Consider the following 25,088-nt stretch of genomic DNA (forward strand, 5'->3'; position numbering starts at 1 on the left):
AGGTGGGTTGGGTCAGCCGCCGAAGACTCGTTCTACGACTGTTTTGGCTCGGCGGGTTACTCGCATGTAGTGGTCGAGGAATTCGCTGCCGTCGTCGTTGGGCCAGCCTGCGACCTTGGCTACGGCGGAGAGGAGGAGGCCGGGGCCGGGGAGTTGGTCTGCGGGTTTGCCTCGGACCAGGACCAGAGCGTTGCGGGCCTTGGTGGCGGTCAGCCAGGCGTCGCGGAGTAGGGCTGCGTCTTCGGAGTCGATGAGTTCCGCGGCTTCGATTGCGTCGAGGGATTCGAGAGTGGAGGTGTTGTGGAGGGCGGGGACCTCGTGGGCGTGCTGGAGTTGCAGGAGTTGGACGGTCCACTCGATATCGGCGAGGCCGCCTCGGCCGAGTTTGGTGTGGGTTGCCGGGTTGGCTCCGCGAGGAAGGCGTTCGGCATCGACTCGGGCCTTGATGCGGCGGATTTCGCGGACGCCTTCGGGGGACATGCCGCCGTCGGGGTAGCGGATGGGGTCGACGGTGTGCAGGAAGCGGGTGCCGAGGTCGGCGTCACCGGCGATGAAGCGGGCGCGGAGCAGGGCTTGGATTTCCCAGGATTGGGCCCACTGGCCGTAGTAGGCGGCGTAGGCGGCCAGGGTGCGCACGAGTGCGCCATTGCGGCCTTCGGGGCGGAGACCGGCGTCCACCTGGAGCGGCGGGTCAGTGCTCGGCGCGCCGAGTAGGCGCTGGACCTGCTCGGCGACGCTGATCGCCCATTTGACGGCGACGGTTTCGTCCTCACCGGGTCGCGGGTCGCAAACGAACAGGACGTCGGCGTCGGAGCCGTAGCCGAGTTCCATACCGCCCAGGCGGCCCATGCCGATGACGGCGAAATCGGCGGGGGCGGGTTTGCCGAGTTCGGCTTCGGTGGCGCGGATTACGGCCAGAATGGCGGCTTCCAGGGTCGCGATCCAGACCGAGGACAGGGCCTCGCACACCTGCCGAACGTCGAGCATGCCGAGCACATCCGCGGAGGCCACGCGGGCCAGTTCGTGGCGGCGCAGCGAGCGGGCCGTCGCGATGGCGCGCTTGGGATCCTCGTAACGGCCTGCGCCGGAAAGGATTCCACGCTTCACATCGGATGTCTGGGGAGCCAGCAGCAGCGGCCCGTCGGGACCGTCGGCGTACATGCGGATGGTTTCGGGCGCATTGATGAGCAGGTCCGGCAGGTATGCGGAGGAGCCGAGCACGATCATCAACCGCTGGGCGATCGCGCCCTCGTCGCGGAGTTCGCGCAGGAACCAGATCTCATTGTCCAGGCCCTCGGAGACCCGCCGATACGCGAGCAGTCCGGCATCGGGATTCGGTGTCTCACCGAGCCATTCGAGCAGCGTCGGCAACAGCAGCGCTTGAATGCGCCCCTTGCGGCCGACCTCACTGGTCAAAGCCTTCAGATGTCCGAGCGCATTCTCCGGCGCGACATAACCCAGCGCCGCGAGCTGCCGCACGGCCGCCTCGGGGCTCAGCCGCAGTTGATCCGCGTCGATGCGCGCAATCGATTCCAGCAGCGGCCGGTAGAACAGCTTGGCGTGCAAGCGCCGCACTCGCAGGGCATTGCGCTTGATCTCGCTGGTCAGCACCCCGACCGCATCCTGCCGCCCGTCCGGCCGCATATGCGCGGCGCGGGCCAGCCAGCGCATGCCCTCCTCGTCTTCGGGGGCGGGCAGCGTGTGGGTGCGCTTGAGTTTCTGCAACTGCAAACGGTGTTCGAGCAGTCGCAGGAATTCGTAGGAGGCGGTCAGGTTGGCGGAGTCGTCTCGGCCGATATATCCGCGCGCGGCCAGCGCGGCCAGGGCGTCGACGGTCCCCTGCACATGCAGCGATTCGTCCGCCTTGCCATGCACCAATTGCAGGAGCTGCACGGCGAATTCGACATCGCGCAGGCTGCCGTGCCCCAGCTTGAGTTCCCGCTCGCGCAGGTCGGCGGGCACCAGATCCTCGACGCGCCGCCGCATGGCCTGCACGTCGGTGACGAAGTCGGGCCGCTCGTTCGCCGCCCACACCATCGGCATGAGCGCGTCCCGGTACTGTCCGCCGAGTTCGAGATCACCGGTGGCGGGCCGCATCTTGAGCAGCGCCTGGAATTCCCAGGTCCGCGCCCACCGCTTGTAGTAGGCGATATGCGATTCCAGGGTGCGCACCAGCGCCCCCGCCTTGCCCTCCGGGCGCAGCGCCGCATCCACTTCGAAGAACGCGGCCCCGCCGACGCTCATCATTTCCGCGGCCAGCCGGGTGGAGGTGGTGTCGGCGGGTTCGGCGACGAAGATGACATCCACATCGGAGACGTAATTCAGTTCCCGCGCACCGCATTTGCCCATGGCGATGACGGCCAGCCGGGACGGCACCTCGCGGTCCGGGCACACTCGCGCGACGGCCACCGACAGCGCCGCCGTCAAGGCCACGTCGGCGAGATCGGTGAGATGCCAGCCCACCTGCTGGTACGGCAGCACGGGCTCGTTCTCGACGGTCGCGGCCAGGTCGATGGCGGCCAGCAGCATGAGCTGATCGCGATACCGCTTGCGCAGCAAGGCAACTGCCTCGGGTCCGGCTACTCCGGCGCGGAAGAGCATCGGTCCGGCGTTGGGCCCGGTCTCCGGTACGGCCTTGACGGCATCCAGGAGATCGGCCAGCAACTCCGTTTTGGACGGCAGTTCGGGCCGACGCAGCAGCTGCCAGGCCGTCGGATCGGCCACCAGATGATCGGCGAACGCACTCGACGAACCGATCAGCGCGAACAGTCGGCCGCGCAGCGCGGTGTCCTTGCGCAGCGCGGAATCCAGCACATCCCAGTCGGTTCCGAGTTTTTCGCGCAACCGGATCAGGGTGATCAAAGCGAGGTCGGCCTCGGGTGAACGCGATAGCGCCCACAGCAGCGGAACACTCTCGACGTTGTCCCACGCCAACTCTCGAAGCGATTCGGCAGCCGACGGCTCGAGTAAACCGAGCCGTCCGACACCTGGGACAGCGGAGCGGGCAGTCGGTGGCCGGACCATTATCTCAACCTACAGGTCACGTCGAACGCCGGAACCGGCGAACCCTCCGAAAACCGACATCGTGGCCGAGCCGAGCCCGACCCGATACGGCGTCCCGAGAACGCTCCGCCGCGCGCTCGGCGGACCCGATGGATCGATTACTTCGGACGCGGTGACCGACGAAAACGGCACCGCTCGAAAGCGGCGCCGAATCGACCGTCGAGACCCGGAAGTCCCTTATATACCCAGCCCTTACAGACCCAGGTATTCCTTCAGCTCGTAAGGCGTCACCTGGTTGCGGTAGCCCGCCCACTCGCGACGCTTATTGCGCAGGAAGAAGTCGAACACGTGCTCGCCCAGGGTCTCGGCGACCAGTTCGGAACGCTCCATATTGCGCAGCGCCTCATCCAGGCTGGCCGGGAGTTCCCGGAAGCCCATGGCGCGTCGCTCGGCCGAGGTCAGCGACCACACGTCGTCCTCCGCCTCCGGAGGAAGGGTGTAGCCCTTCTCGATACCGCGCAGACCGGCGGCCAGGATCACCGCGAACGCCAGGTACGGGTTGCAGGCCGAATCGGGGCTGCGGACCTCGACGCGACGCGAGGACGACTTGTTCGGCGTGTACATCGGGACACGCACCAGCGCAGAGCGGTTGGAGCGTCCCCACGAGGCGGCCGTCGGCGCTTCGCCGCCGTGAATGAGCCGCTTGTAGGAGTTGACCCACTGGTTGGTGACCGCGCTGATCTCGTGCGCATGCTCGAGGATGCCCGCGATGAACGCGCGCGCCGTCTCCGACAGGTTGATCGGGTCGTCCGGGTCGTGGAAGGCGTTCTGCTCACCCTCGAACAGCGACATGTGGGTGTGCATGGCCGAGCCCGGGTGCTCGGCGAAGGGCTTGGGCATGAAGGTGGCCCGCACGCCCTCGTCGATGGCCACTTCCTTGATCAGGTAGCGGAAGGTCATCACGTTGTCTGCCATGGACAGCGCGTCGGCGTAGCGGAGGTCGATCTCCTGCTGGCCGGGTGCGCCCTCATGGTGCGAGAACTCGACGGAAATGCCCATGGACTCCAGCGAGTCGATGGCATGCCGACGGAAGTTGGGGGCCTCGTCATGCACGGCCTGGTCGAAGAAGCCGCCATTGTCGACCGGCACCGGGGTGGAGCCGTCGTACGGGCCCGGCTTGATCAGGAAGAACTCGATCTCCGGATGCACGTAGCAGCTGAAGCCCAGATCTGCGGCCTTGTTCAGCTGGCGACGCAGCACGTGCCGCGGATCCGCCCACGACGGCGAACCGTCGGGCATGGCGATATCGCAGAACATGCGCGCCGAATGCTGATGACCCTTGGAGGTCGACCACGGCAGCACCTGGAAGGTGGACGGGTCCGGCTTGGCCACCATGTCCGCCTCGGACACGCGGGCAAACCCCTCGATGGCCGAACCGTCGAAGCCGATGCCCTCCTCGAAAGCGCCCTCTAGCTCTGCGGGCGCGATCGCCACCGACTTGAGATACCCCAGGACATCGGTGAACCACAACCGTACAAAGCGAATATCGCGCTCTTCGAGCGTGCGGAGGACGAATTCCTTCTGACGGTCCATGACCGCGAGCGTAGGTTCCCGGAGTTAAATCCGTGTTACATGAATGACTCGAGTCGCGAGACTCTCAACAGGTGAGTCCTTTCGCGGGCTCTTTGAGGTCGATGAGGTAGTCGATCACCGGGTTGTCCACGCATTCGACGCCGGACAGCGACACGGTGTGTCGGGTCCCCTTGTAGGTAATGAGCGCCGCGCCGAGCTGGTCGGCGAGGTCCACGCCTGCCTGGTACGGGGTGGCGGGGTCCTCGGTGGTGGAGATCACGACGGTTTTGGGGAGGCCTTGGATCGAAAGGCGGTGGGGGGTGCTGGTATTGGGGACGGGCCAGATGGCGCAGAGTTCGAGGGGGGCGGCGTCGCTGCCGTGGCCGTCGTCGAGGAAGGGGGCCACGCGGCGGTATTCGGAGTCTTGTTTGGCGGCTACGGCTCGGTCGGTGATGGCCGGATCGTCCACGCAGCGGATCGCATTGAAGGCGTCGGCGCTGTTGTCGTAGGTGCCGTCGTCGTGGCGGCCGTCGTAGAGATCGGCGAGAGCGAGGAGGACGTCGCCTCGGCCCTGGGTGAGTTCGCGCAGGCCCTTGGTGAGAGCGGGCCAGAAGCGGTTGGAGTAGAGGGTTTGCTGGACGCCGGTGATGGCGTCGCCATAGTGGAGGCCGCGGGGGTCGTCGGTGGGGACGGGCTTGTCCCACAACGGGCTGACGAGAGCGCGGAATTTGGCGGTGGCCTGGGTGGCATCGGTGCCGAGGGGGCAGTCGGGCTTCTGGGCACAGTCGGCGGCGTAGACGTCGAAGGCCTTCTGGAAGCTTTGCGCCTGGAGCACGGATTCCTTCACGGGATCCTGCTGCGGGTCGAGGGCGCCGTCCAGGACCAGGGCGCGCACATGGTCGGGGAATTTCTCGGCGTAGGCGTAACCGAGGCGGGTGCCGTAGGAGTAGCCGACGTAGCTGAGCTTGGCGTCGCCGAGCGCCGCGCGGATCACGTCCATGTCCTGCACGACCTCATGCGTGCCCACGTGGGCCAGGAAATCCTTGCCGGTGCGCTCGACGCACTTGTCGGCGTACTGCTTGTTCTCGGTCTCGGACCCGGCGATCCCGGCGGGCGAGTTATCGCGCGGCGGTTCGGCGCGCTCGGCGTCGTTCTCGGCGGCGGTCATGCATTTGATCTGCGGCAGTGAGGCTCCCGTGCCGCGCGGGTCGAACCCGACGCGGTCGAAGCGCTCGGCCAGCTTGGTGGTGTCGGCGATATTCACCATGTTCAGGCCCGCCACGCCGGGACCGCCCGGGTTGAACAGCAGCGACCCGATCTTCTGACCGGTGGCCTTGATGCGCGAGATGGCGATCTTGGCGGTATCCCCGCCCGGATTGGCATAATCGACGGGCACCGTCACCCGCGTGCATTCGGCCGCGGCCGGGATGTCGTCATCCCCGTAATCCGCACAGCTCCCCCACTTCAACTGCTGGTTGTAGAACTGTTCCATTCCCGCCGGAGCGGTCGCGGTCGGATTTCCATCGACGACCGAGGTGCACCCGGCCACGGTCATCGCCAACGCCGTCGCCATGAGGACGGCCCGGCCGGTTCGCATCAACGCCATGCACCGATCGTGCCATGGGGTGCGAGGCCGTCCCGCCGAGAGCGTGCGCTTGACCGTCCTACGCCGGAGAGTCGCCCGCGAGTCCGGCCGGGCCCGCGGCGGCACTGTGAGGAATTCCATCCCGAGCGGGAGGGCTTCGGGTGGCAGACTGATTGCGTCAGACAAACCCGGGGACCCGGTTGGGCCTCGAGGACGACGAAAGAGGGACGATGATGTCCGTATCCGATGCGGAGACCCCTGCCTACGGGTCCGCACCCAAGCCTTCTGCCAAGCGCAAGACCCGCGTGCAGCATCTGCAGCAGATGAAGCAATCCGGTGAGAAGTGGTCCATGCTCACCGCCTACGACTACTCCACCGCTCGACTGTTCGAAGAGGCCGGGATCCCGGTCCTGCTGGTCGGCGATTCCGCCGCGAATGTGGTGTACGGCTACGACACGACGGTGTCCATCACCATCGATGAGCTGATCCCGCTGGTCCGGGGCGTGGTGCGCGGTGCGCCGCACGCGCTGGTGGTGGCGGATCTGCCGTTCGGCTCCTATGAATCCTCGCCGGAGCAGGCGCTGGCCACGGCCGTGCGTTTCATGAAGGAGGGTGGTGCGCACGCGGTCAAGCTGGAGGGCGGCGAGCGCGTCGCCGACACCATCGCCAAGCTGACCGCCGCCGGTATCCCGGTGATGGCGCACATCGGTTTCACCCCGCAGAGCGTGAATACGCTGGGCGGCTTCCGGGTGCAGGGCCGTGGCGACGGTGCGGATCAGCTGGTCGCAGATGCCATCGCGGTACAGGAGGCCGGTGCCTTCTCCGTCGTGATGGAGATGGTTCCGGCCGAGCTGGCCGGTCAGGTCACCCGCAAGCTGACCATTCCGACCGTCGGCATCGGCGCCGGCGCGGACTGCGACGCGCAGGTGCTGGTCTGGCAGGACATGGTCGGTTACACCTCCGGCAAGACCGCCAAGTTCGTCAAGCAGTTCGGCAATGTGGGCGGCGAATTGCGTAATGCCGCAGCCACTTACGCGGACGAGGTGCGGCGCGGCGTGTTCCCGGGCCCGGAGCACAGCTACTGAGTTCCGGCCTACCGGTTCGATTCGATGCGCCCTCGCGGATGTCCGCGGGGGCGCTTCGCAATGAGGTGTATAGCCGTTCGCTATCGACGCAGTTTTCCCCGAGGCCTTCACAGACCGCCGTCAGAAATAGATGGCAGACTCGATCACAACGAGCTGGACCGACCAAAGGGAAGTTATGCATCGCCGTTGGATGAGCAGTCGCTGGATTCGGCGCACGCCGCTATTGGTCGCCACCGCCGCGGCGGTCGCCTTGACCGCCGCCTGTGGCGGCAGCACCACCACCGGATCGTCGACGTCGCAGAGTTCCTCCGCACCGTCCACGAGCAGCACCTCGGGCAAGCCGTCCCCGAGCGGCAGCACCTCGCCCACCAAGTCCGGCGAGCCGCTGAACATCTCCGATGACGCCGCCAAGCAGCTGTGCGACATGATCCGCCCGCAGCTGTCGGACTGGCGCGTGCAGGGCCCGACGCTGGGCAAGATCTCCTTGAATGCCACCGTGCACGAGTGGGCGCTCAAGAATGGCGGCATCAATGTGCAGGTGCTGGCCGATAAGGACGTGATCGACCGGGTCACCACCAAGAGCTGCTCCGACGTCCGTGATCAGGCTCTTTCGGCGCTCGAGCTCTCGAATCTGGCCTCCGGACTGGCCTTCTGATGCGCACCATGTACCCGCCGATCGAGCCGTACGAGCAGGGCATGCTCGATGTCGGCGACGGCCAGCAGCTGTACTGGGAGGTCAGCGGCAACCCGGACGGCAAGCCGGTGGTGTTCCTACACGGCGGACCCGGCGGCGGCACCGCGCCCTTTCATCGCCAATTCTTCGATCCGGCCGCCTACCGGATCGTGCTGTTCGATCAGCGGGGTTGCGGGCAATCCACACCGCACATCGCCGACGGCGCGAGCCTGGAAACCAATACCACCTGGCATCTGGTGGCCGATATCGAGGCGCTGCGAACGCATCTCGGCATCGAACAGTGGCAGGTCTTCGGCGGTTCCTGGGGTTCCACCCTGGCGCTGGCGTACGCGCAGACCCATCCCGAGCGAGTGACCGAACTGGTGCTGCGCGGGATATTTCTGCTGCGGCGCAAGGAAATCGACTGGTATTACAATGGCGCTGCGGGATACGTGTATCCCGATGAGTGGGAGAAGTTCCTGGCGCCGGTGCCAGTGGCCGAACGCGAGAGTGATCTGGTCGAGGTCTACCACCGCCTGCTGCACTCCCCCGATACGAAGCTCGCCACCGATGCGGCCGTCGCGTGGTCTACCTGGGAGGGCGCCACGAGTTCCCTACTGCCCCAGCCTGATCGGGTCGCCGAAACCGCCGATCCGCGCTTCGCCTTGGCCTTCGCGCGCATCGAGAATCATTATTTCCACCATCGCGGCTTCCTCGACGATGGTCAGCTGCTCCGCGATATCGACCGCATCGCGCACATTCCCGGCGTGATCGTGCAGGGCCGCCACGATGTGGTGTGCCCGGCCGTGAGCGCATGGGATCTGCATCAGGCCTGGTCCGGATCGGAATTGCACATGGTGCCCGATGCCGGTCATTCCGCCGCCGAACCAGGCATCACCCACCATCTGGTGGAAGCCACGGATAAGTTCAGGACGTAGATGAGCACCACAGCCGGTTCCGCGTTGGTCGTCGCACTCGCCGCCGACGTGGACCGGCTGTGTACCGCCGAACCCGATGTGCGCCAAGACCTTCCGGACTCGGTGCACAGCATGCGGGTGGCGACCCGGCGACTGCGCAGCGTGCTGCGCTCCTACCGGCGGGTGCTGCGGCGCGGCCCGACCGGTGAGCTCCGGGACGAATTGCGCTGGCTGGCAGGGCTGCTCGGGGTCGCCCGCGATGCCGAGGTGCGGGCCGAACGCTTCGAGTCGCTGCTGGGTGAGAGCGGCAGCGGGGTCGACAAGAAGACCAAGAAGGGTAAGAAGGCCTCGCGCGGAAACGATTTCGGCGCATTGCTGGTCGCCGCGGAACGCCGCATCTACGCCGGTGCGCACCTGGCGATCCTGGAAGGCCTGGACAGCCGCCGCTACGGCGCGCTCGAGGAGCGGGTGCACGGCCTGGTCGCCGATCCGCCGCTGCGCCCCGCCCACTCCGACAAGCCCGCGACCGAACTCTTCGCCTCCGTGCTGCGCCATGATTTCCGGGACCTGCGCCGCCTGGTCCGCACCGAGCCCGCCGTCGGGGATCCCGACCGTGTCGAGCATCTGCACGATATTCGCAAGGCCGCCAAGCGATTGCGTTACTCCGCCGAGGCCGCCACCGACATCCTCGGCGATCCCGCGAGCGCGCTCGCGCGCAATGCCAAGAAGCTACAGGGTGTGCTGGGCGACCACCGCGACGCGGTCGAAGCGCTCGACACCCTGCACGCCCATGCCCCGGACCGCCCCGAACCGGGCTATCAGCGCCTGTGCGATGCGGAGGAAGCCGCCGCGGCCAAGGCGCTCGAAGAGTACCCGGCCGCAATCGAATTCCTGCGCCACCGCGCACTCTGAGCTCCGGCCTCAGTACCTGACGGTGGCCGAGTGATCGCCGTTGGGCCGGTGCACCTCGTGCGGACCCGTGTGCGGACCTGAATGCTGACCCGTGTGCTGGTGCGCCACCGATTCCACCTGCGCGGTCTCGTGCTGATGCGGCCGATGGTCCTTCACATTGGCGTGCGGCATGATCCGGTCGATCCAGGCCAGCATGACCGCCGACAGCACGAACGCCAGGTGGATCACCACCGGCCACAGGTACACCGCGCTGTGCGTGCCCGGATCGGGGTCCTGGGTGATTCCGATGAACGTCTTGAGCAGGTGGATCGAGGAGATGCCCACGATCGACATGGCCAGCTTCACCTTCAGCACATTGGCATTCACATGCGCCAGCCACTCCGGCTGATCCGGATGCCCGTCGATGCGCAGCCGCGACACGAACGTCTCATAGCCGCCGACGATCACCATGATCAGCAGGTTGGAGATCATGACAACGTCGATCAGGCCCAGCACGGAGAGCATGATCGTGGTCTCGGCGTTCCCCTGCCCGAACAGATGCCGCACCAGCTCCCACAGCTCGCGCACGAACTGCCACACATACGCGGCCTGCGCCACGATCAAGCCGACGTACAGCGGCAGCTGTAGCCACCGGCTCAGGAAGATGAAGTAGCCCAGATTGCGAACCGGCGCGGCCGCCCTCGGCGGTACGGGGGTTTGATACGGATCGTGCATGCTCGAAAATGCCATGGCCTCAATACATCATGCCCCGAATAATCTCCCGATAAACTGGCCATCACGTGGGGCCCCTCGAGCGTCCCGCCCGGCCGATAATTATCGATTCCTGATGCGAAGATTATCGCGATGACGGGAAAGTTATTTCGCCGCCGCTAGGTTCGGCGGGTGCAACACGAAATCAAGAAAAGGCATAGCGGGGCCTTCTGGGTCGTCGCGTCCGTCGCCGTGACGATCGTGGCCCTGGTGCTCGCGCTGTCGACCTACGGGGTGGGCCGGACCCGTTCGGAGACATCGCATCCGTTCGGCAATGCCAATACGGCCGATCGGGTGGACCTGAACATCTGGATCGGCAAGATCGATCCGGCCACCCAGACCGCGACGGTCGAGGTGCTCGCCCGGCCCAAAGGCGCACTTGCCGACAAACAAGGCGAATTCGTCTCCGACGTGCTCATCTACACGTCCGCACTCAAGGCCGATCCCATCAAAATCAAGGCGGGCGAGCCTGTTTCAGCGGCCGAGGTGAAGGTGGTGGTCGAGGGCACCATCACCGACTACCCGTTCGACGGCTATGACGCGGTGCTGGCGTTCGATGTGTTCAGCGGCGACAAGCGGCTGCCGGTGGCGGCCACCATCGCCAGTGGCGACACGCTTTTCGACGTCTCGGAGAACCCGGAGCCCGGCGTCAATGAGGGTGTGGACGTGACGCTGCACGCCACGCGATCCGCCCCCACCCTGGTGTTCGCGGTCTTCATCATGATCCTCATGCTCGGCCTGGCATCCGCCGCCGCCATCGCCTGCTACTACGTGCTCAAGGGCAAGCGCGGCTTGATGTTCCCCGCCTGCTCGATGATGGGTGCGCTGCTCTTCGCGCTGGTGCCGCTGCGCAATGCGGTACCGGGTGCCCCACCAATTGGTTCGATCATCGACTTCGCCTCGTTCTTCATCGCGGAGGGCATCATCTCGGCCGCGCTGGTCGGCACGGTCGCGATCGGCTACCGCGTCGAAATCGCCAAGGAGCGTGAGGAAGAGCGCAAGAAGGCCCAGCAGCAGCCGATGATGCCGCCGCCCATGCAGCGCCCGGTGCCCCAGTACCGGCCGCCATTGTTGCCGCGATAACCAAAAGACGTCACGAAGGCATATATAGCAGCCTGCGCCCGCCACATTATTATCTGCCGATGAGCGGAATGTGATTGTGCCGCCGTTAGATTCCGGTCGTGCAGAATCATTCCGAGAAGAAAAGCCGAGGAGCGCTCTGGGTCGTCGGCGCTGCGATAATGCTGATCGTCGTCATGCTCGCCAGCCTGGCCATGTACCGACTCGGCCGATATCACGCCGATGCCGCCCACGTCTTCGGCAAGGCCGACACCGCGGACCGGGTCGATCTGGAGGCCTGGATAGGCAAGATCGACACCGTGAGCCAGACCGCGAGCGTCGAAGTCCGGGTGTTCCCCCAGGGCGCACTCGCCGACGAGCAGGGCTACTTCAAGTCCGATGCCGTCCTCTACACCAGCGCCCTCAAGGCCGACCCCATCACACTCAAAGCGGGCCAGCCGATCTCGGTCTCCGAACTGCGCCTGGCCCTGGGCGGCACCCTCACCGATTACCCCTTCGACCGCTACGACGTCCCCCTTCACTTCGATCTCCTCAGCGGCGGCAAACCCGTCCCGCTCGCCACCACCGTCGCCAGCGGTGACTCCTTCTTCAAGGTCTCGGTGGCCGCCGCCACCGACCCCGTGGCCGCGGTCGATGTCACGATCCGAGCCAAACGTTCCACTCCGACACTGGTTTTCGCAGTCTTCATCATGATCCTCATGCTCGGCCTCGCAGTTGCGGCCGCGACCGCCGCCTTCTACGTCCTCCGCTGGCGGCGCGGCCTCCTCTGGCCCGCCTGCTCCATGATGGCCGCCCTGCTCTTCGCCCTCGTCCCCCTCCGCAACGCGGTGCCCGGCAGCCCCCCGATCGGCTCCGTCATCGACTTCCTCTCCTTCTTCATCGCCGAAGGCATCATCTCCGCCGCACTGATCAGCTCGGTCGTCATCGGCTACCGCGTCGAAATCGCGAAAGAGCGCGCCGAACACATCAAGAAGCAAGCCACGAAGAACCAGCTCGGCCCCCTCGACCAAGGCGGCAATCAACACCCCGCGCCGATTCCGGTCGGTGCGACCGCACCGATACCTCCCCGGCTCGGCGCACCGATACCCACCGGGCCGGGAGCGCCCACGCCCATGGGCCCGGGCCCGAACTACCCCCAGCCGCCCGCATCAGCGAACCCACACGGGCCGGTACAACGCTGGTAGACACCCTCCGACCGCGCGCAATGAGCGAAAGCTCCTGCGCGCGAGTCGGCATCGGCTGAAGCGGGCCACACGTGTCCCGACGAATTCACGCAGCGCCGACCCGCGCAATGATTGCGCCGCAGGAACTAGAGCCGCTCGATTTCGGAGAGGTTGATATCCAGCTCGAACGGAACGCTCAATAGCAGTCGGTCATGGTGGATACCGGTCAGCGCGTAGCAACTCGTCGCCGGGTCAAGTCCGTACACGTACACGACCGGTCGCCCGTCGGTCATGGCTGCGAGTATGGCACTGAATCCGCAGGTGGGGCAGGGTAGGCGAAGGTTACGGTGCGGGTGGCCGGGTCGGCCTCGGCGAGTTGCACTTGGACTCGCTTGCCTTCCGGCGGCCCGCCGGTGCATTTGGCGAGGACGGGTGGGTCGGCGACGAAGATTTCGGCGGGGCGGGTGCCGTTGGCTTCGCGCAGGACGGTGGCGTCGAAGTCGGTGCCTACTCGGGGGGCGAGGATGGTGGATTCGGTGAGGTCTATGCAGGCGCGTTCGAGTTTGTTCGCCAGGGCGTCGGTGCGGCGCATGGTGTCGGTGACCGGGGTGAGGCCGTCTCGAACCCATTGGGGGACGGGGGTTCCCGCGCAGTGGGCCAGGCAGATTTCGGTGGCGTAGCGGTCGGCCAGTCGGCGGAGGGGGGCCGTGACGTGGGCGTAGGGTGCGCCGATTCCGCTGTGCTGCACGGTTTCCGGAGGTTGGCCGTTGAGGATGGTGTACGACGCGCCGCGCAACAGGCTGGTGGCCTCGGACATGAGAACCAGGGCGGCGGGGGTGTTCGGGTCCAAGCCGGCGAGCATGCGGCCCGCCGTATCGGGCTTGGGCCAGGAGACGCCTACCGCGGTGGCCGTGCGGCGCATGGATTCGATGGCGGTGGCGGCGGGCGGGGGCATGGTGCGCAGCAGGCCGACATGCTCGGAGCCATAGCAGTCGAGCATGATTCGGGCCGCACACATGCCGGTGAGCAGGGAGACCTGCTCGTTCCAATCGTCGGCGGCGGTGCGCGGTTCGATCACCAGCTGCCAGTGGTCGAGGCCGGTTTGCTCGCCGTCGCGAATGACGCTCTGCGCGGGCAGGCGGAGGTTGATCGCGCCGCGGCGTAATCCGGCCTCGATGCGCAGCCGCCCGAAATCCGGGAGCGCGGCAATCGAGGGATGCAGGCGACCGGCATCGGCATCGGCCTGCACGCCGGCGTAGTCGAGACGGGCGCGCGAACGCACCAGCGCGCGGGTCACCTCGAAGCGCTGCGGCTCGGCGTTCTCATCCAGTTCGATGGTCCACAGCGCGGCCGGGCGGTCCTGATCGGGCAGCAGGCTGGCGCGGTCCTCGGAAAGCTCGTGCGGGTGCAACGGAACGGTGCCGTCGGGGAGGTAATAGGTCTGGCCGCGGGCCAGGGATTCGCGTGCGAGGGGCCCGTCGGGAGTCACGACGGCGGCGACATCGGCAATCGCGTAATAGAGGAGGAACCCGGTCGCGGTGCGCTCGAGATACAGCGCCTGATCCAGATCCATGGAACCGGGTGGGTCGATCGTGACCAGCGCGATCTCGCGGCGATCGACTCGAGTGCCCGCGAACGCGTCCACCGCGTCGCGGGCTTCCGAGACGGCCTCGGACGGGTAGTCCGAGGCCAATCCGAATTCGGTTCGGACGGCGCCGAAGTCCACCGGCGCCGAGACGATCCGCTGATGCAGTTCCACGAGGGAAGCTGCTCCTACTGAAGAGCCAGCATGGTGCCGTTCAACGTATCGAACGGTCCGTAAACGGTGAACACCACGCGCCCGTTCGGATACTGCGACGACAACGCCGCCGCCGAATCCAATGCCTCGCCGAAGGAGGCGGCAGACGGATGCGGAAGACCCGCGAGCGTCTGACCGAAGTGGGTGCCCGCCACCCACTGCGTATCCGCCGGGGTGAGATCCACCTGCACCCCACCCGGCAGCGGAGTCACCGAGAACGCCGAAGCGGAACCGGAACCCAGCAAGACCGAAACGGAAGCGGCAGCGGCCAGGAGCGCGCCTGCTGCCAGTTTGCGAGCAATTCGCATATAGATGTGACCTGCTTTCCGACGAGAGTTGAAGCCCTTTGTCCGTTGCGAGCACAACGGAACTTTCCAACGCGCAACACTTTATGACGTCGATCACGTTCGAGGCCAGTTCCGAGAGTAACAACTCTCCGACACGCCGAGCCGCGCCGGTACACACCGTGTGGCGCGCCGTCATTGTCATCCAACTCGGCGGACTGCGCACACCAGCCACCGAGCGGCGTCGCTCACGCCGCGCTCTTCGACGCTCCCGTCGGATCGGATCCAGTGGCAGCTATTCGCCGCGTAGCCCGTTCGGCAGCGCGGCCGAAATGAACTTGAACAGATAGGCGATGGCGAACAGGACGACCACCGCCAGCGGCTGGATCAGCATGGACATTTTCGAACCCTCATCATTCTTCGACGGGAGCGGTTCGGGCTCCCGAGTTTTCCGTCGTCACGGGGTCGGCGGCGCGGCTTTCCAGGCTTTCCAGCGGAGGCATCGAGGCCAAGCCGCGGGCGTCGTCCTTCGGCAGTTCGGGATCCTTCGCGGCCTCGGGCGAGGCTTTGAGCGGAACTCCCGGGGTGTCGATGCGCTCCAGGAAGCGCAGCAGTTCCACCGGGAATGGCAGTACCAGCGTCGAATTCTTTTCCGCCGCAACCTGAACCACGGTCTCCAGGAACCGCAGTTGCAATGCGGCGGGATGCTGTGACATGTTCGCGGCCGCATCGGCCAGCTTCTGCGACGCCTGGAATTCGCCCTCGGCGGAGATGATCCGCGCGCGGCGTTCCCGCTCCGCCTCGGCCTGGCGCGACATGGAGCGCTTCATCGAATCCGGTAGCGCCACATCCTTGATCTCCACCCGATCGATGTGCACGCCCCAGCCGATGGCCGGATTGTCGATCATGAGCTCGAGGCCCTTGTTCAACTGCTCGCGATTGGAGAGCAGGTCGTCGAGTTCGCTCTTGCCGATGATCGAGCGCAGCGAGGTCTGCGCCACCTGGGCGACCGCGTACAGATAGTCCTGCACTTCGATGATCGCGCGCATGGGGTCGATGACCCGGAAGTAGACGACGGCGTCCACCCGCACCGTCACATTGTCGCGTGTAATGCCGTCCTGCCCGGGCACCGGCATGGTGATGACCTGCGTGGAGACCTTGCGCATCTTGTCGACGCCGGGAATCAGCATTCGTAGTCCCGGCTCGCGGACTGCGCGCACCCGGCCGAGCCGGAACACCACCCCGCGTTCATATTGGGCGACCACTCGCACCCCGGAGGAGATGACCATCCCACCGACCACGACCAGCACGGCCAGGAAGGCGAGGATCACGTACAGAACGTCCATTGTTCGCTCCGTGAATTTTCCGCTGCGCCTTGGAAATCCGCCGGCGCCAATATCAATCATGGCACCGGCGGGGCGACCCCGAAAGGGGCGGACGAGTCGGTCTGTAAGCCGGATCCTGTCCCCGGCTCGCGCCGGGTGGCGACCATCCATCTGGACACACCGTTGCCGGGTGCCTCGAGCAGTCAACCCGCAGGCTCGGGCGAGCAGCCCTCGAACGCCTGCGCAGTCGCACTCTCGCGAGTGCGGCCTTCGACCTTGCTCCGGGCGGGGTTTACCGAGCCGCGCCGGTCACCCGGCGCGCTGGTGCGCTCTTACCGCACCGTTTCACCCTTACCGAAGGCTTGCGCCCTCGGCGGTCTCTTCTCTGTGGCACTGTCCCGCGGGTCACCCCGGGTTGCCGTTAGCAACCGCCCTGCTCTGTGGAGTCCGGACTTTCCTCGACGACGGGCGGCGGCATTCGCATGCCCGTTCCCGTTGCCGCGGCCGCCCAACCGACTCGTCCGCGGGCACCAAGGTACCGTAATGCGCCATGGAGCGTGTCGAGGTGGGGTTCTCTTCCGGTGGTGAACAGTGTGCGGGGTGGCTGTATCTGCCGGATGGCCCGCCCAGGCCGCGCCCGCTCGTCGTCATGGGACACGGACTCGGGGCGGACCGGGAAATGGGATTGGACCGCTACGCGCGGCGCTTCGCATCGGCCGGAATCGCGGCGCTGGCGTTCGATTACCGGCATTTCGGGGCGAGTGGGGGTGAACCCCGCCAGATGATCAATATTGCGCGGCAGCGGGAGGACTGGCATGCCGCAATCGCGTACGCACGTACCATTCGCGGTATCGACGCGACCCGAATCGCGCTGTGGGGCAGTTCCTTCGGCGGCGGGCATGTGCTCTCCGTCGCGCCCGACGATCATTACATCGCGGCCGTGGTCGCGCAGTGCCCGTTCACCAGCGGCTGGTCCTCCGCCATGGCGAAGGGCCCGATCAGCCTCATCAAGACCGGCACGGTGGCGCTGACCGACCAGATCATCGGCCCGATCATCCGCCGCCCGATCCGCGCCCGCCTCGCGGGCAAGAAGCACTCCTCGGCCCTCATGAGCGCCGCCGACGTCCCCACGGGCTTCGGCCGCCTCGCCGAGGAAAGCGCCCAATACCGTCCGAAAGTCGCTGCCCGCATCGGCATGTCGGTCCTGTTCGACGCCCCCGCTCGGCGCACCAAGGACATCAAGGCCCCCGTCCTGTTCGCCGTCTGCGACAACGACACGGTAGCCCCCGCCGCCCCCACCCTCCGCGCGGCCGAACGCACCAAACACGCTGTCGTCAAGCGATACCCGATCGGCCACTTCGACATCTACTTCGACGACTGGTTCGAAAAGGCCGTCTACGACCAGACCGAATTCCTCACGGCAGTCCTTCGCCCCTGAGCTGACCCGTACGCCGCCAGCCGAAATCAGTTGGCGGCGTACGACTGTCAGAAGTTCAGTCAGAGGTACGAGGTGTCGTTCACCAAGCGCACGGATGAACCGCCGTCGGGGTAGAACTCCGCGATCGACAGCGACGCCAAATCCAGGTGCAACCGATACAGCAGCGACGGTCCCACCCCGAGCGCAAGCTGCAACAGCGTCTTGATCGGCGTGACATGGCTGACCACAAGCACATTCGCACCGGGGTACAGGGCAACCAGATCCCGCCGAACCCCCTCGATCCGCTCCCGAACCTGATCGAAGCTCTCCCCACCCGGCGCAGGCAGCGAGGGATCCCCCAGCCATCGTGCATGCAATTCCGGATCCTGCTCGCGAGCCTCCAGGAACGTCATCCCCTCCCAGGCCCCGAAATCCGTCTCGATCAACCCCTCCAGCACCCGCACCGGCAACCCGAGCACCTGCCCGGCAGCCTCCGCGGTCTCCTTCGCCCGCCCCAAAGGCGAACAGACAATCGCCGCGATATCCCCCTTCCCCCCAAGCATTTTCGCCGCCTTCCCAGCCTGCTCCCGCCCCAACTCCGTCAAAGCCGGATTCCCCCGCCCCGAATACCGCCGCTGCACAGACAATTCCGTCTGCCCATGCCGCAACAACAACAAACGAGTAGGCCGCCCCACAGCCCCCGTCCACCCCGGAGCCACCGCCTGCGCCGATTTCGCCTCAGCCCCGTGGCCTCCCGCAGACCCGGATGCAGTTGCTCGGTGTTCGGCAGCACCCTGGCCAGTCGCTTGCCCCGCACCGGGATTCGCCGCAGCATCGAAATGTTCCGAGGACTCGGTCGCAGCGGCCCGGAGCTCAGCAGCACCCTGTGTGGCGCGGGCATCTCCTGCCGTGTTCACGGCCTCGGCCGGGTCGAAATCGCTGGTGCGGGTGGCCGCACCGGTGTTCAAGGGGGCCGCTGATCCGCTGGCGGCCGGGTCTGCGCTGGTCGAGCCGCCCTGCGCACGAGCAGATTCCGCCGTATCGGGCGCTGTCTGCGTGCCGGTTGATCGGGCAGGTGGGGTGGCGTCGGGACGCCACAGAGCTTCGCGCACCTCGTCGACGATGGTGGCGTCGTCCATGGCCTCATTGGCGAGGCGGTCGGCGTGCGAGTTCTGGTTGCGAGGGATCCAGGTAAAGCTGACCCGATCGAATCCGGCGACCAGCCGCCGAGCCCGGTCGGCAAGCGGAATCATGGCCTCGTGCTTGACCTTCCAGCGCCCGGACATCTGCTCCACCACCAGCTTGGAGTCCATCCGCACCGAAACCTCGCGCGCACCCAACTCCGCCGCCGCCTCCAAACCCGCAATCAGCCCACGGTATTCGGCAACATTATTGGTGGCAGTCCCCAGAAACTCTTTGCGCTCAGCCAGCACCCGATCGCGCTCGCCATCGAACACCACGGCCCCATACCCGGCAGGCCCAGGATTCCCGCGCGACCCACCATCCGCCTCGACGACAACTTTGTCCACCACCGCTCACCCTCCATGCCTGGAACTCGCTCGAACCCGAAGCCATTACGAACCATCGCCGACGGCGTACTGCCATCGGCGATGTGTATTGCTCTACCGCGTACCGGGATCAGCCGGGCGCGGCGGTCTTCTACAGTCCGGATTGCTTGGTGCGCACCATGATCGCGTTGCATTCCGGGCAGCGGAGGACGAGGTTGGGGGCGGCCGCGGCGATGCGGGAGATTTCGCCGCGGTCGAGTTCGATGCGGCAGGCGCCGCAGCGGCGGGCCTGGAGCAGGGCCGCGCCGACACCGCCACCGGTGCGCTGCTTGTCGTAGGCGGCGAGCAGTTCGGCGGGGAAGACGCCGGTCAAGGCCGCGCGGTCGGAGATGCAGCGCTGCTGGGCGACATCGAGGTCGGCGACGGCGTCGTCGCGGCGGCGCTCGGCATCGATGAGCTCGGTTTCGGCGGCGTCCAGGTTGGCCCCGGCGTGCTTGTGATTATCGGCGGCGGCCTCGCGGCGCTCCATCACATCGATGAGGTCGTCCTCGAGAACCTTGCGGCGGCGCTCGAGGCTGCCCAGTTCGTGCTGTAGCTCCGACAGCTGCTTGGCTCCGACGGATCCGGCGGTGAGCAGGCCGCGGTCGCGTTCCTCGCGCTTGCGGACGGCTTCGATCTCGCCCTCGAGCTTGCGGATATCGCGGTCGAGATCATCGATGAGGATCTCGACCTTGACCGCGGCGTCCTTGCGCTCCGTGCGTTCGCTCTCCAGCCGCTGCACTTCCTGCTGCTCGGGCAGCACCTTGCGGCGGTGCTCGATCCGTGTCAGCTCGGCGTCGACGGCGGCGAGGTCGAGCAGCTTGGCCTGGATCGATGGTTCGGCATTCAACGCGGAAGGTCTCCTGGACGCTATGGACGATTCAAGACTCCTACCGTACCCGCCTCGGGAGCCCGATTCGGCCAACCCCGCCACAACCTGGACATTCGCCCGCGACAGTCCGCCTCCTGCCGGAAAATAGGCGGCACGCACTCACCGCATATGCCACTGTGTGGCATGGCTGAGCACGCATACGAGGTCGAGGTGAACTGGTCCGGAGCCACCACCGGCTACCGCTCCTACTCCCGAAATCACGAGGTCAATACCCCCGGACGCCCACCGATCCCGGGCACCGCCGATCCCAAATTCCGCGGCGACACCACCCGCTGGAATCCGGAGCAGCTCCTGGTTGCGTCCGTCTCGGAATGCCACATGCTCTGGTACCTGCATCTCTGCGCCGAGGCCGGAGTGGTGGTCACCACATACCGCGACAATGCCCTCGGCATCATGAACGACGTCCAGTTCCTGCAGGTGACCCTGCGCCCACAGATCACCATTACCGATCCGGCCAAAGTCGAGGTGGCGGAACAGCTTCATGTCGAAGCACATAAGAAGTGCTTCATAGCCAATTCGGTGAACTTCCCCGTAGCCCACGAGCCGACGATCACCGCGGAGTAGGTGAGGTCGGCTGAGACGGATCCGGCCTATTCATGCACTCTTACCCTCGAAATGGCGGTTTCCTGACGGAATCCGGGGGTTAATGCATGACTAGGCCGGTTCGTGGGTTCAGCAGTCGGCTGCGCCGAGCGTCCAAGGATCTGTGCGGGTTGCGGAGACTCTGGTTTCGAGGGTCGGGAGGGCCGCCCGGACGACGCCTTCCGCTTGTGCGCACCAAGGGAATTCAGTGGCCCAGTGGGCGGCATCGATGAGCGCGGGACCCCCGGCGCGCAAATGCTCGTCCGCAGGGTGATGGCGCAGGTCGGAGGTTACATACACGTCCACGCCGAGGCGGGAGACGGTGTTGAGGAAGGAATCGCCTGCGCCGCCGCAGACCGCCACCTTGCGGATGATGCGGTCGGGGTCACCGGCGGCGCGGACACCCCAAGTGGTGGCGGGGAGACCGGCTCGGACGCGAGCGGTGAACTCGCGCAAGGTTTCCGGTGCGGCCAGTTCGCCGATTCGGCCGATGCCGAGGGCGGAGGGGAGGGCCGCTCGTTCGGAGATATGGAAGGCGGGTTCCTCGTAAGGGTGGGCGGAGCGCAGCGCCGCCAGGACCGCCGAGCGGAGGGCGGGCGGGGCGACCACCTCGAGGCGGACTTCCTCCTCGGTGTGCAGTTCGCCGATGGTGCCGAGCGCCGGGTTCGCGCCGTCGAGTGGGCGGTATTGGCTGGTGCCGGGTGCCTGCCAGGCACTGTCGCGGTAATTGCCGACCGCGCCCGCGCCTGCGGCGAACAATGCGGACAGCACCGCCTCGCTGTGGGCACGCGGTACATCCACCGACCATTTGTCGAGGGCGGCAATGGGTTTCGATTCGAGCGGGCCGGTGACGGTCAAGCCGATGGCGTGCGCCAGCGCATCGGAGACGCCGGGGTCCGCGGAGTCGGCATTGGTGTGCGCGGTGAACAGGGCACAGCCGGAGCGGATGAGCCGGTGCAGCAGTGCGCCTTTGGGGGTATCGGCCGCGACGGTGTCCACGCCGCGCAGCAGCAGCGGGTGATGCACCACCAATGCCTGTGCACCCCAGGCAATGGCCTCGTCGACCACCGCTGCGGTGGCATCCACGGCGAACAGCACCCGGGATACGGAGTCGCCGGGGTCACCGCATACCAGTCCCACCGAATCCCAGGATTCGGCCAGCTTGGGCGGATACGCCGCATCCAGCGCCGCAATGAGATCCGCCAGCCGTATCGCCGTCACCACAACCGAACCTCCTCGGAGACCGTCACATTCACCTGATGTCACACCTGCCGTGATCGCTCACAGCCCGACTTCCCGTATCGCCGCGATCAGCCGATCCACTTCGGCCGCCGGTCGCACCGCCAACCTCAGGAACCCGGATTCCAGCCCGGGAAAGGTATCCCCGCGCCGCACCGCTATTCCCTTGTCGGCAAGCTGCTTTCGCAATAATTCCGCATCGGGCACCCGAATCAAAAGGAACGGTCCCCGAGCAGGCTCATGCACCTCGACACCGAGCTCCCGCAACCGTGGAATCATCGCATCCCGATCAGCGGCAATGGCCTGAGCCTTCCGCTGCGATTCGGCCACCGCCCCCGGCTCACTGGTAGCCGCGATCGCCTCCAATTGCAGTGTCCCCAAAGGCCAATGCGGCCGCCCATGACTCAACCGAGTCAGCAGTTCCGGCTCTCCGAGCACGTACCCGCACCGGAGCCCCGCCAATGCCCACGTCTTGGTGAGACTCCGCAGCACCAGCACGTCCGGATAACTCACCCCCGCTAGCGATTCCGGTTCCCCCGGCACCGCATCGGCGAACGCCTCATCCACCACCACGATCCGCCCCGGCCGCCGCAAGGCCCGAATGCTCTCCGCCCCATGCAAAACCGACGTCGGATTGGTCGGATTACCCACCACCACCAAATCCGCATCCCCCGGCACCACCGCCGACGCCAGCTCATAGGGCGGCTCCAACACCACCCGGGCCACCGCCACCCCAGCGTCCCGCAAAGCCAATTCAGGCTCAGTGAAAGAAGGATGAATAACAGCCGCCAGCGAAGGCTTCAGCCGCGGCAACATCGCAAACCCCTCAGCTGCCCCCGCCAACAACAGCACCTCATCAACCCGACGCCCATGCCTGGCCGCCACAGCCTCCCGAGCCCGCAACTCATCCGCCCCCGCGGGATACCGCCCAAGCTCCCCCAACCGCCCCGCCAACCGCTCCCGCAACCACTCCGGCGGCGCACTCCCCTGCACATTCACCGCGAAATCAACCATCCCCGGCCGCGTCTCCACATCCCCGTGATGCCGCAACTTCGCATAGTCGGCCCCACCCACAGAATCCAGCCCAGCCGTGGCAGCTGCCATGCCGCGTTCCCGGCCCGCCTCCCCACGCAACCCCGGGCTCACCTCGGTGGCGGGTTCACCAACGTCCTCGGTGGCGAATTCACTTGCGCCCCGGCCGGTGAGAACGTTCACCACATCGCCCACCGCTGCATCATTCGCCGGGTCCATGTCAGCGCGCGTCCCGTCGACTGCCGTGGCAGGTGCGCAGCCCGTCTCGGTGGACAGTTCACCGGCGCGCTGACCCGTGAGAGCGTTCACCACATCGCCCGCGGCATGACTCGCCGGGTTCGTGTCAGCGCGCGGCCCACCGACCGCCGTGGCCGGTTCGCGGCCTGCGGCGGGGTCGGGTTTGCGGGTTGCCGCGGTGTCCTGGGGCACAGCTGAACACCCTACGTGGCCGGGTTGCGGGGGTACCGGACAGAATGGCTGTCGTGGGCGAGCTGCATGTGACCTTCATCTGCACCGGAAATATTTGCCGGTCGCCGATGGCCGAGAAGATCTTCGCCGCGCATCTGGAGCGCGCCGGGCTGGCGGACCGGGTTCGGGTGAGCAGTGCCGGGACCGGTAGCTGGCATGTCGGCGATGGCGCGGACCGGCGGACTATCGCTGAGTTGCGCGCTCATGGGTATCCGGTCGCGCATCGGGCGGCGGTGATCGACTCCGACCATATGGGTGCGGATTTGCTGGTCGCGCTGGACACCGGGCATGAGCGGGAGCTCGCGCGCATCGGTGTGCCGTCGGATCGGCGGCGACTGCTGCGCAGCTTCGACCCGGACGCGGATGGGCGCGATGTGCCCGACCCGTATTACGGCGACCAGTCCGATTTCGAGCTGGTTCGCGTGCAGATCGAGGCGGCGGTGCCGGGCCTGCTGGACTGGGTGCGTGAGCAACTCGGCGAACCCGAGGCGGGCGAGCGCGCATGAGCGGCTCGAACAACACCGGCCGCAAGTCGATCTCACTGCTGCGGCGCTTCACCTTCCTGCTGCGGCCCAGCTGGGTGATCCTGGCCGTCATCGTCGCCGGATTCGCCTACCTGTGCTTCACGGTGCTTGCGCCCTGGCAGCTCGGCAAGAACACCTCGACCTCCGAACGCAATCAGCGCATCTCCGATTCGGTGGATGCCGCGCCGGTCGATGTGACCACCATGCTCGGCGGGTCGGGCAAGGACACCGAGTGGCGGCGCGTCACCGCCGACGGCACCTACGTCCCCGACTCGACAGTCCTGGTGCGCCTGCGCCACCTCGAGGAGGCCCCCGCCTTCGCCGTCCTGGCCGCCTTCCGCCTCGACGACGGCCGCACCCTCCTGGTGGATCGCGGCCTGGTGGCCGCCATCAACGGTTCCCGCCCCCCGCAAATCCCCGCCGCCCCCACCGGCATCCAACACATCGAGGCCCGAGTCCGCGCCTCCGAAGGCATCATCGACAGCAAACCCCCCATGACCGAGGACGGCTACCGCCAGGTCTATTCCGTTGACACCCAACAACTCTCAACAGTCCTGGCCTCCCCCCTGACCCCCATCCCCACCAGCGCCCGAGGCGGCTACCTCCAACTGGACCAAAACCAGCCCGGCGCCTTCACCCCCGTCCCCCTCCCCCAACTCGACGCAGGCCCCTACCTCTCCTACGGCCTCCAATGGCTGGCCTTCGGCATCATGGCCCCCCTAGGCCTCGGCTACTTCATCTACGCCGAAATCCGAGCCCGCCGCCGCGAACGCGCCGAATCCCCCGAAGCCCAACCCACTTCCCCAGGCACCGCGGAACCTTCGACCACCCCCGCGCCGACAGCCGAAGCGACCACACCCCCCACCAACGAGGCCCGCCTAGCCGACCGCTACGGCGGCACCCGCCACTGACCCCTCGGGCCTAACCCCGCGCCAGACAACAATCGCGATATGAGCCACCTCGGCCGATCCCAACGCCCACCGCACACCGGGTTGAGAATCCACCACCACCGGCAGCCACCAAGATCAGGGAGCCGTGGGTGGTGTGAACCAGCACGGATTCCCGCCGCCACGACTCTCTCGACGATTGAGATTGGGCTGCACCGGCTTGTAGAGGGCGCGAGCCGAGAATCCCGCTAGCCCCACCGAGGGCCACCAAGGTCAGGGAGCTGTGGTGGCGGAAAAAGGGGCGGGGTTAGGCCCACAGCGATCCCCCGGCGGTAGAGGGGGGGTCCGGGGTT

Annotated in this window: 22 protein-coding genes and 1 other RNA gene; 10 read left to right on the forward strand and 13 right to left on the reverse strand. The window is 66.7% G+C overall.

Annotated elements, in window-relative coordinates; translation table 11 throughout:
- Positions 1–12: 12 nt before the first annotated feature.
- The 3 genes from AB0N05_RS14160 to AB0N05_RS14170 form a co-directional block, all read right to left on the reverse strand.
- Entirely contained in the window at positions 13–3,024 is a 3,012-nt protein-coding gene (locus AB0N05_RS14160) for a bifunctional [glutamine synthetase] adenylyltransferase/[glutamine synthetase]-adenylyl-L-tyrosine phosphorylase (protein WP_364692660.1), read from the reverse strand.
- Between the two features lie 231 nt (positions 3,025–3,255).
- Positions 3,256–4,596 (reverse strand): glutamine synthetase family protein, encoded by a 1,341-nt coding sequence (locus AB0N05_RS14165; RefSeq protein WP_364692663.1) that lies wholly within the window; start codon positions 4,594–4,596, stop codon positions 3,256–3,258.
- A 64-nt stretch (positions 4,597–4,660) separates the two neighbouring features.
- Positions 4,661–6,172 carry an alpha/beta hydrolase gene (locus AB0N05_RS14170; RefSeq protein WP_364694541.1) on the reverse strand — a complete coding sequence of 504 codons (1,512 nt, stop codon included), beginning with the start codon at positions 6,170–6,172 and terminating at the stop codon, positions 4,661–4,663.
- Positions 6,173–6,393: 221 nt separating this feature from the next.
- Between AB0N05_RS14170 and panB the strand changes: the two genes are divergently transcribed.
- The 4 genes from panB (at position 6,394) to AB0N05_RS14190 (ending at position 9,747) form a co-directional block, all read left to right on the forward strand.
- Entirely contained in the window at positions 6,394–7,245 is an 852-nt protein-coding gene (gene panB / locus AB0N05_RS14175; protein ID WP_364694544.1) for a 3-methyl-2-oxobutanoate hydroxymethyltransferase, read from the forward strand.
- 190 nt (positions 7,246–7,435) lie between these two features.
- Positions 7,436–7,900 carry a hypothetical protein gene (locus tag AB0N05_RS14180; RefSeq protein WP_364692666.1) on the forward strand — a complete coding sequence of 155 codons (465 nt, stop codon included), beginning with the start codon at positions 7,436–7,438 and terminating at the stop codon, positions 7,898–7,900.
- Positions 7,900–8,856, forward strand: a complete 957-nt coding sequence (gene pip, locus AB0N05_RS14185) for a prolyl aminopeptidase (protein WP_364692668.1) — start codon at positions 7,900–7,902, stop codon at positions 8,854–8,856. The genes AB0N05_RS14180 and pip overlap by 1 nt, the downstream gene beginning before the upstream one ends.
- Positions 8,857–9,747 (forward strand): CHAD domain-containing protein, encoded by an 891-nt coding sequence (locus AB0N05_RS14190; RefSeq protein ID WP_364692671.1) that lies wholly within the window; start codon positions 8,857–8,859, stop codon positions 9,745–9,747.
- Positions 9,748–9,756: 9 nt separating this feature from the next.
- Here the strand turns inward: AB0N05_RS14190 and AB0N05_RS14195 are convergent, their stop codons facing one another.
- Positions 9,757–10,476 (reverse strand): TIGR00645 family protein, encoded by a 720-nt coding sequence (locus AB0N05_RS14195; protein ID WP_364692674.1) that lies wholly within the window; start codon positions 10,474–10,476, stop codon positions 9,757–9,759.
- A gap of 153 nt (positions 10,477–10,629) precedes the next feature.
- On the opposite strand from AB0N05_RS14195, the gene AB0N05_RS14200 reads away from it, so the two are divergent.
- On the forward strand, positions 10,630–11,580 hold the full coding sequence (locus tag AB0N05_RS14200; RefSeq protein ID WP_364692677.1) for a DUF4436 family protein: 951 nt from the start codon (positions 10,630–10,632) through the stop codon (positions 11,578–11,580).
- A gap of 98 nt (positions 11,581–11,678) precedes the next feature.
- Positions 11,679–12,761 (forward strand): DUF4436 family protein, encoded by a 1,083-nt coding sequence (locus tag AB0N05_RS14205; protein WP_364692680.1) that lies wholly within the window; start codon positions 11,679–11,681, stop codon positions 12,759–12,761.
- 125 nt (positions 12,762–12,886) lie between these two features.
- On the opposite strand, the gene AB0N05_RS14210 is transcribed toward AB0N05_RS14205, so the two are convergent.
- The 5 genes from AB0N05_RS14210 to rnpB form a co-directional block, all read right to left on the reverse strand.
- Complete coding sequence (locus AB0N05_RS14210) at positions 12,887–13,033, reverse strand: hypothetical protein (RefSeq protein ID WP_364692683.1); 147 nt, start codon at positions 13,031–13,033, stop codon at positions 12,887–12,889.
- Positions 13,030–14,499 (reverse strand): RNB domain-containing ribonuclease, encoded by a 1,470-nt coding sequence (locus tag AB0N05_RS14215; RefSeq protein WP_364692686.1) that lies wholly within the window; start codon positions 14,497–14,499, stop codon positions 13,030–13,032. Before AB0N05_RS14215 ends, AB0N05_RS14210 begins: the two co-directional genes overlap by 4 nt.
- Before the next feature lie 14 nt (positions 14,500–14,513).
- A complete protein-coding gene (locus tag AB0N05_RS14220; RefSeq protein ID WP_364692689.1) occupies positions 14,514–14,846 on the reverse strand; it encodes a hypothetical protein in 333 nt (110 codons plus the stop codon).
- Positions 14,847–15,235: 389 nt separating this feature from the next.
- Complete coding sequence (locus AB0N05_RS14225; protein WP_364692691.1) at positions 15,236–16,168, reverse strand: slipin family protein; 933 nt, start codon at positions 16,166–16,168, stop codon at positions 15,236–15,238.
- An 88-nt stretch (positions 16,169–16,256) separates the two neighbouring features.
- Positions 16,257–16,667, reverse strand: an RNA gene (gene rnpB, locus AB0N05_RS14230) — RNase P RNA component class A.
- Positions 16,668–16,697: 30 nt separating this feature from the next.
- Between rnpB and AB0N05_RS14235 the strand changes: the two genes are divergently transcribed.
- Positions 16,698–17,585 carry an alpha/beta fold hydrolase gene (locus AB0N05_RS14235; RefSeq protein ID WP_364692694.1) on the forward strand — a complete coding sequence of 296 codons (888 nt, stop codon included), beginning with the start codon at positions 16,698–16,700 and terminating at the stop codon, positions 17,583–17,585.
- Between the two features lie 59 nt (positions 17,586–17,644).
- Here AB0N05_RS14235 and AB0N05_RS14240 read toward each other — a convergent pair whose 3' ends face one another.
- Both AB0N05_RS14240 and AB0N05_RS14245 read right to left on the reverse strand, forming a co-directional pair.
- The gene (locus AB0N05_RS14240) at positions 17,645–19,093 is read right to left on the reverse strand and encodes a bifunctional RNase H/acid phosphatase (RefSeq protein ID WP_364694547.1); all 1,449 of its coding nucleotides are present in this window, start codon (positions 19,091–19,093) and stop codon (positions 17,645–17,647) included.
- Between the two features lie 130 nt (positions 19,094–19,223).
- Positions 19,224–19,961 (reverse strand): C4-type zinc ribbon domain-containing protein, encoded by a 738-nt coding sequence (locus tag AB0N05_RS14245; RefSeq protein WP_364692697.1) that lies wholly within the window; start codon positions 19,959–19,961, stop codon positions 19,224–19,226.
- A gap of 165 nt (positions 19,962–20,126) precedes the next feature.
- On the opposite strand from AB0N05_RS14245, the gene AB0N05_RS14250 reads away from it, so the two are divergent.
- Positions 20,127–20,567 (forward strand): OsmC family protein, encoded by a 441-nt coding sequence (locus AB0N05_RS14250; protein ID WP_364692700.1) that lies wholly within the window; start codon positions 20,127–20,129, stop codon positions 20,565–20,567.
- Positions 20,568–20,675: 108 nt separating this feature from the next.
- Here AB0N05_RS14250 and AB0N05_RS14255 read toward each other — a convergent pair whose 3' ends face one another.
- A complete protein-coding gene (locus AB0N05_RS14255) occupies positions 20,676–21,806 on the reverse strand; it encodes a Nif3-like dinuclear metal center hexameric protein (protein WP_364692703.1) in 1,131 nt (376 codons plus the stop codon).
- Between the two features lie 60 nt (positions 21,807–21,866).
- The gene (cobC, locus tag AB0N05_RS14260; RefSeq protein WP_364694550.1) at positions 21,867–22,928 is read right to left on the reverse strand and encodes an Rv2231c family pyridoxal phosphate-dependent protein CobC; all 1,062 of its coding nucleotides are present in this window, start codon (positions 22,926–22,928) and stop codon (positions 21,867–21,869) included.
- A 401-nt stretch (positions 22,929–23,329) separates the two neighbouring features.
- On the opposite strand from cobC, the gene AB0N05_RS14265 reads away from it, so the two are divergent.
- Both AB0N05_RS14265 and AB0N05_RS14270 read left to right on the forward strand, forming a co-directional pair.
- Positions 23,330–23,830 carry a low molecular weight protein-tyrosine-phosphatase gene (locus AB0N05_RS14265; RefSeq protein WP_364692706.1) on the forward strand — a complete coding sequence of 167 codons (501 nt, stop codon included), beginning with the start codon at positions 23,330–23,332 and terminating at the stop codon, positions 23,828–23,830.
- Positions 23,827–24,759, forward strand: a complete 933-nt coding sequence (locus AB0N05_RS14270) for an SURF1 family cytochrome oxidase biogenesis protein (protein ID WP_364692709.1) — start codon at positions 23,827–23,829, stop codon at positions 24,757–24,759. The genes AB0N05_RS14265 and AB0N05_RS14270 overlap by 4 nt, the downstream gene beginning before the upstream one ends.
- Positions 24,760–25,088: the final 329 nt, after the last annotated feature.

The sequence above is a fragment of the Nocardia sp. NPDC051030 genome, from assembly GCF_040683015.1.
Lineage (GTDB): Bacteria > Actinomycetota > Actinomycetes > Mycobacteriales > Mycobacteriaceae > Nocardia.